Below are 12117 nucleotides of genomic sequence, written 5' to 3' on the forward strand. Positions count from 1 at the left end.
ACGTGGTTGTTCCCAACACTGTATAGGGTGGGAACGACTATTGGAGCAAGGGGACTGGATTCGGCCCATGGATCTGCAGGTTCAGACAGATGCGCCACTTCTCGAGGTGGTGAGCGCGGGTGATGGACAGGCCGTCAAGGTTTCTGGCCGCTGGACCATTTTGACCGCAAACATCGCAGAGACCTTGATGCAGGGGCTGCCTGCCAAGTGCAGTCTGCGCCATGTGATCATCGACATGGGTAACGTAAAGCAACTCGATACAGCCGGGGCCTGGTTGCTGCATAGAATGCGCGCCGACCTTGAGTTTGCCGGTCGTTTTGTTGAGTTACAAAACGTGGATTCTCGGTACTATGAGCTGTTTGCCGAGATCGAGAAGCACAACCCGCGGGTGCCGCCGACAAAGAGGCCTCGGCCATCTCTTGTCGCGCTGTTTGAGCGTACTGGCGAGCTTACTGTTGAGGTGTATCGTGATGCGCTCGCGATCTGCCACATTCTCGGCTCTCTGGCCATGGTGATTGCCTGGGCGGTTACAAGCCCACGCCGGATGCGTGCCATTTCCATCGCCGTGCAGTTTGACAAGTCCTGCATCGGTGCTGTGCCGATCGTAATGCTGATGAGCTTCCTGATAGGTGCGATTATCGCGCAGCAGGGTGGGTTCTATCTGAAGCAGTTTGGTGCCGACATCTTTGTGGTGGACTTGGCGGGCATTCTGGTTCTGCGTGAAATTGGCGTTATTCTCACCGCGATCATGGTTGCGGGTCGCTCTGGTTCGGCATTTACAGCCGAGTTGGGGTCAATGAAAATGCGCGAAGAGATCGATGCGCTTAATGTGATCGGTCTGCGCGTTACAGAAGTGCTTATTCTGCCCCGCCTGCTGGCGCTGATGCTGTCCTTGCCGGTGCTTGTGTTCCTGGCCAATATCGCTGCCTTGTTTGGCGCAGGTCTGGTATGTTGGTGGTACCTCGGCATTCCACCTGCGGCGTTCTTGACGCAGCTGCAGATCGCCATTGATGTCGAGACGCTTATGGTAGGCGTGGTAAAGGCGCCGTTCATGGCCTTGATCATTGGCTTGATCGCATGCGTAGAAGGCATGAAAGTGAGCGGCTCAGCCGAATCGTTAGGTTTGCACACCACAATGTCAGTGGTGAAAGCGATCTTCCTTGTGATTGTTGTTGATGGCGTATTTGCTATGTTCTTTGCTTCCATCGGAATTTGAGGAAAGGTAATCAATCCTCATGAACCAGAGCGGTGCTCAACCCATCCCATTCTCACGCTCGCCAAGCCCTGCGCTTGGGCGCGACGTGATCTTGAGTGCGCGCGGCGTGGTGGTCGGGTTTGGCACGAAGATGGTGCTGGAAAATCTTGATCTTGACGTTTATCGCGGTGAAGTACTTGGTTTCGTTGGTGGATCTGGGCAGGGTAAATCCGTTTTGATGCGCACCATTCTTGGGCTAACACCCATGAAGGATGGCAGTATCTCCGTTTTCGGTAAGGATTTGGGTGAAGCATCTGCTGAAGAACGCACGGCGATCGAGCGGCGCTGGGGTGTTCTTTTCCAGCAAGGCGCGCTGTTTTCATCCCTGACTGTTCGACAGAATGTTCAGTTTCCAATGCGTGAACATTTGAAACTGTCACAAAGACTTCAGGATGAACTGGCTCTCTTGAAGATCGAGATGGTGGGACTGCCGAGAGACGCTGCTGAAAAGTACCCCTCCGAATTGTCCGGGGGCATGATCAAGCGTGCGGCTTTGGCGCGTTCCCTTGCGCTCGATCCAGATCTCGTGTTTCTGGATGAGCCAACATCCGGTCTGGACCCGATTGGAGCTGCCGAGTTTGACCAGTTGATCTACAAGCTAAAGGAAACGCTTGGATTGACGGTCTACATGGTGACCCATGATCTGGACAGCTTGCACACGGTGTGCGATCGAATTGCCGTTTTGGCGGAGAGAAAGGTGCTTGTGACCGGCACTATTGACGACATGATGCATTATGACCACCCGTGGGTGAAAGAATACTTTCGGGGTGCCCGCGCCCTCAGAAGGGCGTAAGGAGGACCAATGGAAACCCGGGCCAACAATATTGCGATTGGTGCATTCGTACTGGCAGTGATTGCTGCCGTCTTCATTTTCATTTTCTGGCTCATGAGCGCCAGCGAGAGCGGCAACCGTCGTGATGTGAAGATTGTTTTTCCTGGTGCGGTCACTGGCTTGCCTACTGGTGGGCAGGTGTTGTTCAACGGCATCAAAATTGGTGATGTGGCAAATCTGACCTTTGATCCAAATGATCCAAAGCTTGTGGTGGCAACTGTGCGCGTGGATGCGAAGGCGCCACTGCGCAAGGACACGCAAGCCTCCCTGGGTTTTACAGGTCTTACGGGTGTGGCTTATGTGGATCTTCATGGTGGATCTCAGTCGGCACCGCCGTTGATTGATCCAGACAGCAACGCCGTGCCGGTGATCTATGCAAACCGTAGTCAGTTCGAGGACCTTCTTGAAGGGGCGAAGGACATACTGGAGAAGGCGGACACCACGCTTGGTTCCATTCAGCAGGTGGTGACGACCAGCTCTCCAGATATCGAAAAGACCATTCAAAACGTTGAGAAATTTACCACAGCTCTGGCCAACAACTCAGAAGGTGTAGACCAGTTCATGGCCGGTATGACTGACACGGCCAAGGCACTTACAGATCTGTCTGGCCGTATTGGCAATCTGGTTGATCGCGGCGAACAGCTACTGGCACAGGTACCGCCGGAGAAAATTGGCGAGATCGTCGGCGATGTTGAGCAGATTACAACTGAGCTGGCCAATTCGGCTCAGGACGTTAGCGGCGTTGTGGATGCTGCCAAGACCACAGCAGCAGAGCTTCAGCAATTTGCTGAGGGCTTGAATGGCAGCCTTGATCAGGTCGACAAGATCTTGCAGGCGGTGGAGCCTGACAAGGTCCAGAGCGTATTGACCGGCGCTTCGGATTTTGCTCGCGTGTTGAGTGATCGCCGCCAAGACATCGACCAGATGGTGGTTTCGGCCAATCAGGTTCTGCAGGATGCAGAAACGGTTTCTGCGGAAATTGCAGCCCGTAAAGACGACATTGGCAAGATGGTTGACAACGCTTCAGGGGCGTTGGCCGAGGTTAACAGAGCTGCGGCTGAAGCTGGACGTGTGCTTGCAGCTGTCGACAGTGATCGAGTTTCAAACATCGTTGCATCCACGGACAAGGTGATTGGCAATTTTGCAGGCCAGGAAGCTCAGATCAATGAAGCTATCGGCTCGATCAATACCGCAGCGGGCAACGTCAATCAGATCACGGTAGATTTGCAAAAACGGGTCCCTGACGTTGACAAGATGATCAGCGAAGGAACCGAAATCGCAAGCAATCTTAATGCGGCTTCGGTTCGTGTGAACGGGATTTTGGACAAGGTTGACAGTATGGTGTCTGCCGATGGGCAGGGCTTCATTCAGGAAGCGACTGCCGCGGCTACATCGATCCGGATTGTAGCTGATGCATTTGCACAGCGTGCGGAGCCGATCTCCCAAAACCTTCTCAAGTTGACACAGCAAGGCTCTACCGACTTAAGTGCGACCGTGCGCCAGCTGAACGCCACGTTGCTGCAAATTCAGCGCGCAGTCGACAACTTTGACAAGAATCCTAACCGGGTAATCTTTGGTGGCTCTGAGACACCTGTCTACAATGGGGCAAGACGTCGTTAATACACTTTGAATTCGTGAGATTCCTCGCATAATCACGGATGTGTGGGCTGAAGGCGACTCTTTAATAGGGACTGATTTGGCGTGAATACTTCGAAACTAGTCAAAGGGATGGCGGTTGCTCTCATCGTGGGTGCGACGGCTGCGTGTGGCTCGACTGGCCCAAGCGCCCTTTACGACCTGACAGCCCCTCGTGAGTTCGGCAATTCTGCTCGTAGTTCGAACGTGCAGATTCTGGTTCCAACCCCCGTTGCACTGCAAGCTTTGGACACCAACTCAATTGCCGTTGCAGAGGCTGGCCGTATCTACTCCTACTATCCGCGAGTTGCATGGGCCGATTCACTGCCAAACGTCTTTCAAGCAAAGTTGATTGAGACACTTGAAAACACTGGCAAGTTTAGAGGTGTGTCGCAGCCGGGGCAGGGGCTCCTGATCGACTATCAGCTGCAGACCACCGTGCGCGCATTCGAGGTCAACGTGGGGCAATCCGCGAGAGCCTATGTCGAAATTGCAGCGCGTCTGGTCAACGACAGAGATGGCCGGTCTGTACAGGCGCGGGTGTTTGCAGCCGAGGTGCCTACGGTTTCCGACAATACCGACCAATCTATTGATGCGCTCAATCAGGCCTCGGATCAGGTGTTGCGGGAGATTGCCGCCTGGGTTCTCAAGACGGTCTAGGGTTTCGCAGATCTACAACATTGTTTGGGGCGTGCTGCTGGTGGCGCGCCCTTTTTGTTTGCCTATGTGTTTATTCCCCATATGCGCTGTGAGGTACTGCAGGCGTGCTGAAGCTCGCTGACTGGGCCACATAGGGCCTCGAATGAAAAAAGGCCTCTGGAGAAGCTCCAGAGGCCTTTTTGATGGGTGTTAGTGCGGGCGGCTTATTCGAAGCGGCCACTCGCATGGGCCAACATTGTGTAGACCTTTCCGGTGTCGGAAGTCAGATAGGTCTGCCCCATGGTGTTGTCTGGATCATTACGAGACACCTGTGTCAGCAGCTGCTCGAAGTCCTGAATGTAGCGTTCAACTGCGGAGCGGAACTCAGGATCGCGCCCGTACTTCTGACGGATTTCATCAAAAGTCTGCTGTCCTTGCAGCGTGTAGAGGCGACGGGTGAACACATCCCGTTCGCCGCGCTTGTAACGCTCCCAAAGGTCCACAAACGTCTCGTGGTCCACTGCACGGGCGATATCCATGCTCAGAGAGTTCAAGGATTCAACCATGTGCTGAGGCGTGCGGCCCTGATTGCCTGCGCCCGAGTGCGGGGCGTTTGCAGGCAGGGCATCGTCGCTTGAGGCACGGCGCAGCAGGTCACTTACCCATCCCTTGCCAGCGTTGCCAAGATTGGCTGCCGGGCCACGGCTCGGCGCTGGGGGAGGGGTGGCCGGTGCAGGGCGCTTGGGCGCCTGCGGCCGTGGTGCCGGGCTTGCGACATCAGCGAGGGCTGGGCGTGCAGGCTCGGCCTGGTGAGCTACTGGGGCCGCGCTTTGGCCGGCTGCCGCCATGACTGGCGCGGAGACATCGAACTGTGAGGAGTGCTTGGAAACAATCTGTGAGAGTTCACCAAGAGCCTTCACTTGCTCGTTGACCACCTTGCGCAGCGCGGCGGTTGAAGCCTCAGCTTCGTCTGGCAGCGCCAGTACACCTGCGTTCAGCTCATTGCGGGTTGCTTCCAGTTCGCGATGAACATCACGTGCTGTTTCGCGCATCCGTGTTGTTGCCTCGGAGAAGCGCTCGGAAGCTTCAGTCACCGTACGCTGCATTTCGCTCATGATCTCATCCTGAGCCATGCGAACGGCATCGCGTGCCTTCTGGCCTTCCATGCCTGCGGTCATGCGCATGCTTTCGAACTGCTCTGTGACCGACTTGGTTGCCGCTTCAGCAGCTGCTTTTAGCATTGCAGCGACTTCGCGGGCCTTGTCGTCAGCAACCTCAAGCGTGTCGCCAAGAGTTGCTGTGTAGCTGTTCATGAGAGCTTCGATGGCATCGGTCTTCTTCACGATGGTGTCGGAAAGTGTCTCGATGGCGAAACGACGCTCGTTGATGCGCTGGTCCGTATGGGTGTTGGTTTCTTCCAGATTCTGGACAGTCGCTGCCAGTGCACGGCTCTGATGTTCCATGCGGTTGGCCACGTTTGCGGCATCACCCAGAACTGTTGCGGTGGTTTCCTTGAGAAGAGCTACCTGGCTTTCAATCGTGCTGTTGGCTGCTTCTGTCTCAGATACAGCGCGGTCAATTGCGCTGCGGAACTCACCAGCTCGGCGGGCCAGATTGTTCTCGACTTCTGCGAGATTGTCTCCCGCAGTTGCCAGAACGTCACGCAGCATGCCGTTGGATGTATTCAGGCGGTTCAGGATGTCTGTGATGTCGGTTTCCAAACGATCCTTCGTGCCCTGAATGATGGTCATTGCACGGTTGCTGCGCTCTTCAACGGTGTTACCAATGCTGTCGACCGCTTCCATCAGGCTACGGCTTGCAACCTCACCCTGACGGGTGAAGGTTTCAGCTGCTTCGAGGGTCTTGCTGGAGACTGTGTCCAGAAGGGCGTTGATGTCGCCTTGCATACGCTGGTTGGTGTTTTCCAGACGGGCTGCTGCAACGTTGCTGCGCTCGTCGATGCTGGTGATGATTTTCTCACCTGCATCAGAGAGAACGCGAGTTGCATCAAGGCCAGTGCGGGCAAACGCTTCAGTGGTCTCCATGCCCTTGGTGGTAACGGTGTCGAGCAGGGCGGTCATGTCGCTCTGCAGACGCTCGTTTGCACCTTCAAGACGCGAGGTTGCCGCAGAACTGCGTTCGTCGATGGCAGTGACGATCTTGTCGCCTGCTTCCACCAGCGAGCGGGTCGCTTCCAGACCGTTGCGTGCAAAGTGATCGCTGACTTCACGGCCCTTGACTGTAACAGCCTCAAGAATTGCGCGCTGAACTTCTTCCACGCGGCCTGTGAGGTCTGCTGCCTTGGTTTCAATAGCGGAGATGAGGTGGCCGCCATCTTTGTCAATGAGCTGAGCGAACTCAGCAGATTTCTCGCCAAAGGCTTCGTTGAGTATGCCTGCCTTGGAAAGCAGCTCGTCAGCCACGGCATTGCCACGGGATGACAGCATGCCAGCTGCCTCTTCGATGACTGCGGTGACGCGTGCCCGAACCTCTTCGGTCTCACCGGAAAGGAGAGAGCGCACATCTTCGATGGCTGAGTTGAGGCGAGACTTGGCGTTGGCGCTTTCAATCGCGAGCTTGCTGGACAGGCTGCCGATTGTTTCTTCAAGTTCCTCACGGACCTTGTCGCTTTCGCCTGTGAGCTTGCCGGACATCTCTGCAAGAGATGCTGCATAAAGCGCACGTGCGTTCTCGCTTTCCACGGCCAGAGCGCGTGCGGCCTGTGTAACGGTCGTAAGTACCGCTTCACGAACCTTGTCGCTTTCGCCGGTCAAGCTGCCGCTGACAGTTGCCATTGCTTCGGTAACAGCCTTGGCGGCCAGTTCACCTTCGCTCTGCAAGCTGTTGCGTGCAGCGGCAACCGTATCCACGACGATCTCGTTGAGACGCTCGGCTTCACCCGAGAGCGTGCCGCTGAGCTTGGCCACACTTTCGGTGACGCTCTCTTCGGTACGCATGCGCTCGTCTGCCAGACGAGAGGCCGCTTGACCAACCACGTCGAGGATGATTTCGCGAACGCGACTGCTTTCCTCGCCCAGAGTGCTTGTCGCTTCGGTCATGGCGGAGGTGAGGGCGCTTGCTGCCTTCTCGCTTTCGCCAGTCAGAGCGGAAGAGATGGATTCCAGGCGCTCGTTGAGGATGGTTTCCAGCGCGTTTGCACGGGAGTCCAGTGTTTCCGCGACTTCAAAGACCTTTGAGCCAAGTGAAACGTTGATCTCTGCCACACGTTCGGACAGCGTATCGGTGAGTTCCTTGGACTGGCGGCTGAGAACGTTGCCAGCTTCTTCAAGACGCCCATCCAGAGCCGCTGTCATTTCACTCTGACCGTCTGCGAATGCAGAAGCGATTTCACGGGTACGGGCAACGAGTGTGTCGGAGATCTGACGAGCGCGGGCGTCCAGAGCATGGTCAATGCGCTCTGTGCCGGTGGACATGGTGGTTGCCAGGTGATCTGCGCGTTCAGAGATGACGGTCGCAGCGGCGTCCACCTTGTCGCCCACCTTCACGTCGAAGGAGGCCAGGCTGTCGGTAATGGTGTTTTCGATTACACTGGAACGTTCTGCCAGGATCTCGCCGATCTTCTCAGCACGCTGAGTGAGGGACTCGCCCACCTGCTCAACACGCTCAGTGAGGTTGACGGCGATGATGTCCGTACGGTCCTCTAGGATCTTGGAGATGGACTGGCTCTTCTCTTCCAGAGTGTTGGAGAGGAGTTCGGTGCCACTTTCAACGGCAGACGCCAGATTGGTTGTACGACTTTCGATGGCTTCGGAGAGCGCATCTGCGCGGCTGTCGAAGGCCTGCTCGAAGGACGTTGTCCGATCCGCCAGTGTGGTATCCAGATGCTGGATACGCGTGTCGAAGGCGTGGCTGATGTTCTGGCTGCGCAGGTCAAGTGCTTGAACGAGGTCAGAACCCTGTTCCGTGACTACCTGCTCCAGCTCGACCAAGCGAGAGGACAGGCCGTCATTGAGTGCGCGACCTCGTACATCCAGAGTTTGGGTAATGCGGTCGCCGATCTCGGAGAGCTCGGTGGTGACGCGTTCCCCGCGAGAGCCAATGAGGCGCGCAAGTTCGGTGCCGGTATCTGCCAGCTTGAGCGCCAGTTCTTCGGTGCGCTGACCAAGGGCACCTGTAATCTGTGTACCCGCTTCTTCCATTGCCACGCGGAAGCTGTTGGTGTGGGTGTCGATGATTTCGACAACCTCACGCCCGCGCGTCGAAAGGCGTTCATCCAGTTCAGCACCATTTATCGTGATGCTTTCATGGATCTGGCCACTGATGGTGCTCAGGCGTTCTGCAAGCTCAGTGCCGCCCACGGTGATGGTTTCACCCAGAGTGTTTGCTGTTTCGTCCAGACGAGCAGCAATTTCGCCGCCGCGAAGGGACAGATCAACCACGATGGATTCACCGGTGCCACGAAGAATTTCGGAGACTTCCGAAGAGCGTGCGGAGAGGGTTTCAATAAAGTCAGAGCACTGAACGGCAATGGCACTATTGATTTCCTGCCCTCGGGTTGCGATGCCCTCTGCGGCCTGTTCACCGGTATTGCGCAGCGCTTCGTCCAGAGTAGTGACGCGCTCGCCGATGGTGCCCATCAGATCGTCTGTACGGGTGGTGATAGTATCGATCAGGCGACCGCTCGTCAGAGACAGGTTCGCGTTGATCTCCTCGCCACGGGCCAGCATTTCTGCGCTCATCTTCTGGCTGGCGTCAACGAACTGCTCAGTTACACCAGAGATAGTGTACTCAAGCGTTTCGTTAAGCTGCGTATTTGCAGAAGTGAACTGGTCTGTCACCTGAGATACAGCGCTGTAGAGCGTATCGGTGAGCTGACCACCAACGGCAGACATGTTGTCGTTGAGAGACTGGGTTGTTGCTTCGAGCGTTGCATTGAGCTGCTCGTTTGCGGAACCAAACTGCTCCGTAACCTGAGAAACCGTGCCGAATAGAGTTTCTGTCAACTGGCCGGTCGCGGTGGTCAGGTTGTCGTTGAGAGACTGAGTGGTGTTTTCCAGTGTGCTGTTCAGCTGTTCGCTGGCCGAGCCAAAGCGATCGGTCACCTGCTCCACGGTGGAGTAGATGCTGTCGGTCAACAGGCTGCTTGCAGAAGACAGGCTTTCCGTGAGGTTGTGGGTGCCGTTCTCCAGAGTGGTGTTGAGCTGGATATTGGCCGAGCTGATCTGCTCGGTGACACTGGAGGTCGTGGTGACCAAGGTCTGAGCCAGCTCGCCACTGGTGCTTGCCACACTCTCCTGGAACTCCTTGAGGCCATTGTTGAGCGTTGCGTTGAGCTCTTCGTTGGCTGCATTGAAGTTCTCGGTAACCTGAGAAGCGGTGGTAAACAGGGTTTCGTTGAGCTGGTAGCCGGCGCCAGTGAAGCGCTCAGTCACGTCGTTGACGGTATTTGCCAAGGACTGTGTCAGCTGGTTGCCCTGTTCTGCGATAGACGCGTTCATGATAGCGGTCTGATCGGTAATGGTCTGAGACAGGTCTGCACCGGCAGTTGCCAGTGTGCTGTTCAGAGCATCGCCCTTTTCGGCCAGAACGTCGCCAATTTCGGAGCCACGTGCGCTGAGGCCTTCCAGAATTTCCGTGCCAATGCCGGACAGAGACTGGTTGATCTCTTCAGAGCGTGCGCTGAGGGCACCGAGAAGGGTTTCAGAGGTGTCAGCAAGACGTGCGTTAAGCTCATCACCGCGAACGGTGAGGTTCTCAACAAAGCTGTTTGCTGTACCGGAGAAGGTCTCGTTGATTTCGGTGCCGCGCAGTTCCAGCGTCTCGGCCAGATCGGTACCGGTCTTGCTGAGTGTATCCACCAGATCAGTGCCGGTGGTTGTCAGGCGGTCAACATAGTCATCGCTGCGGGTTGTCAGCGACTGGACGAGATCGCTGCCAGCATTGGTAAAGTTATCAGTGACTTCATTGACGCGGGTTTCAATCTTCGAAGCCATTTGTTCGAGCGTTGCATCAAGCGCACCGGTGAGGCGTTCCCTTGCGCGATCAACAGAGGCGGCGAAATCCTCTGATGTGGACTGCAGCTGCGTCGACAGATTTTCGTGAGTGCCGGAAATGGTCTCGCGAACAAGCTCAGCGTTAGCCTGAATCGCTTGCCGCTGGCTGACCAGCTCATCAACCAGACGGCGGATCTTGAGCTCGTTGTCATTATAAGACTGCTCGAGCGTAGACACTTCCGTATGGATCATGACTTCGAGCTCGCTCGCACGCGCAATTGCGCGCTCGATGCCATCTCCCATGGCCGCAACTTCGCGGCGGATGGCTTGACCCACGTTGAGGATGCTTTCCTTGGCCACATCTTCCGGCTCAGCCAGTCGCAGGGCGACCTCTGTCATGCCATGCGCCACGTTGCGCATTTCCTGCGCGCGCCAGAACATGAGTGCCATGATCCAGAAGAACGCAATCGGAACGATGATTGCAATCACGGACAAGATGAGGGCAGGGCTTTCGGCAAAGGCTGCAAATGAGCCCAGTTCAGCAATCTCTTCCTCGAAGGCTGACCAGCTCATGGCGAGGCCAAGGCTGGCCCACACAACAGAGACGGCAAAAGCGAACCAGAATGGTGCAGCAGAAGGCTTGCGCTGAAGCGCAAACATCAGGCTGCCGATTGACTGCCTGTCATCATTGCTTGCTGCGGGAGGTCGGCCACCGCCGCGGCCTCTGCGTCGGGACGGCTTTTCTGAGCCTTCTTTATTGTCTGCATCAGTCAGCTTCTTTTCAGGAGCCGTTGCTGCTGCAGCTGCACTGCCGCCAGACAAAGCTGTTTCGGGCTGTTCCGCCGCGCCCTTCGCTTCATCTTCAAAGATTGCATCAGTGTCCTCAGGACTTCCAAAGTCCATTGAGAGCGCTTCTTCAACCGCTGACAGTGCCACTTCCGACGGAGCTTTCGCCTTCGGTGTGTTCGCCATGTTCGTTGCCTCGCGTCCGTACTCTTTACTTTGTGACCTTCTGCGTGAATGTTTCGCCTCTTCACGCAGCAGCCATGTGCGCAAGGATAAAGCCCGCACTACTACCCCGGTCTCCCAGAGTCTGTTCAAACTATTTCTAAAGAACTTCTTCCGGCCCTAAGTCCGTTAACTTTAACGGAACGGAAGATACAGTTCCCCCACCTTGCGCAGTCTTAAACCTAATGGCACAAACAAACCCTGCGTACAACAGATCTTAGGGGCCGTTGTGGATCCGATGGCATAAGTTGGCTTGCCGGTTTCTGCTCGCCTAGCTTAGCGCTTTCCCCTTTGGAAACCTTCTCTTAATTTTTAGGGCAGCGAACGGCTAAGGCTCCGTTGAGTCAAATAGTTAAAGCGCGAAGCTGATGCGCTATGCGAAGTGTCATCAGGAGGTCATCCAATCTCCCGTTAAGGTAGCGCTCGGGCGTCGCATCCAGAGCTCGCTAGAGCATTGGCAGACTCTTGTTTTTACAGCCCGAAGGTTCGGGTGGTAGCTAACGGTCATATCCTCATTTCGATGAACAAGGTTACAGTGTCAGGTTGTAAAAACAAAAACGCTGTTAACCTTTTACTACGTAAAAATACGCAGCCGCAATCCAGTTGGCTTTCCCAAAATCATAAACAGATAAAACTTAGAACTTCACAGAAATCTTTTGTTAACCATAAATTTTTTTTGGGGTACTGGATTCAGGGGGAGCGATATTCCTGTGTGTTGACGTTAGCGGTAAGCTTCCCTCTGGCTTCCATGGCCACAATTTGATCATAAAAAAGAATCACTTCAGCGGACGCGT

At 55.6% G+C, this 12117-nt stretch carries 5 protein-coding genes; 4 read left to right on the forward strand and 1 reads right to left on the reverse strand.

Going from position 1 to position 12117, the window contains the following annotated elements; translation table 11 throughout:
* Nucleotides 1–67 precede the first annotated feature (67 nt).
* The 4 genes from Q3Y58_RS11150 (at nt 68) to Q3Y58_RS11165 (ending at nt 4382) form a co-directional block, all read left to right on the forward strand.
* Entirely contained in the window at nt 68–1216 is a 1149-nt protein-coding gene (locus tag Q3Y58_RS11150) for an ABC transporter permease (RefSeq protein ID WP_274218569.1), read from the forward strand.
* 19 nt (nt 1217–1235) lie between these two features.
* Nucleotides 1236–2048, forward strand: coding sequence for an ABC transporter ATP-binding protein (locus tag Q3Y58_RS11155; RefSeq protein WP_319622274.1), 813 nt, complete (start codon nt 1236–1238; stop codon nt 2046–2048).
* Between the two features lie 9 nt (nt 2049–2057).
* Nucleotides 2058–3707, forward strand: a complete 1650-nt coding sequence (locus Q3Y58_RS11160; RefSeq protein WP_319622275.1) for an MlaD family protein — start codon at nt 2058–2060, stop codon at nt 3705–3707.
* 81 nt (nt 3708–3788) lie between these two features.
* Nucleotides 3789–4382, forward strand: a complete 594-nt coding sequence (locus Q3Y58_RS11165; protein WP_274218572.1) for an ABC-type transport auxiliary lipoprotein family protein — start codon at nt 3789–3791, stop codon at nt 4380–4382.
* Between the two features lie 203 nt (nt 4383–4585).
* On the opposite strand, the gene Q3Y58_RS11170 is transcribed toward Q3Y58_RS11165, so the two are convergent.
* Nucleotides 4586–11287, reverse strand: a complete 6702-nt coding sequence (locus Q3Y58_RS11170) for an apolipoprotein A-IV repeat region-like domain-containing protein (protein WP_319622276.1) — start codon at nt 11285–11287, stop codon at nt 4586–4588.
* Nucleotides 11288–12117: the final 830 nt, after the last annotated feature.

The sequence above is a fragment of the Nesiotobacter zosterae genome (assembly GCF_033843645.1).
In the GTDB taxonomy this organism is placed as follows: Bacteria; Pseudomonadota; Alphaproteobacteria; order Rhizobiales; family Stappiaceae; genus Pseudovibrio; species Pseudovibrio zosterae.

Coding starts and splice junctions, on each gene's coding strand:
- Q3Y58_RS11150 (WP_274218569.1), top strand. CDS start 68: ATGGATCTGCAGGTTCAGACAGATGCGCCACTTCTCGAGGTGGTGAGC.
- Q3Y58_RS11155 (WP_319622274.1), top strand. CDS start 1,236: ATGAACCAGAGCGGTGCTCAACCCATCCCATTCTCACGCTCGCCAAGC.
- Q3Y58_RS11160 (WP_319622275.1), top strand. CDS start 2,058: ATGGAAACCCGGGCCAACAATATTGCGATTGGTGCATTCGTACTGGCA.
- Q3Y58_RS11170 (WP_319622276.1), bottom strand. CDS start 11,287: ATGGCGAACACACCGAAGGCGAAAGCTCCGTCGGAAGTGGCACTGTCA.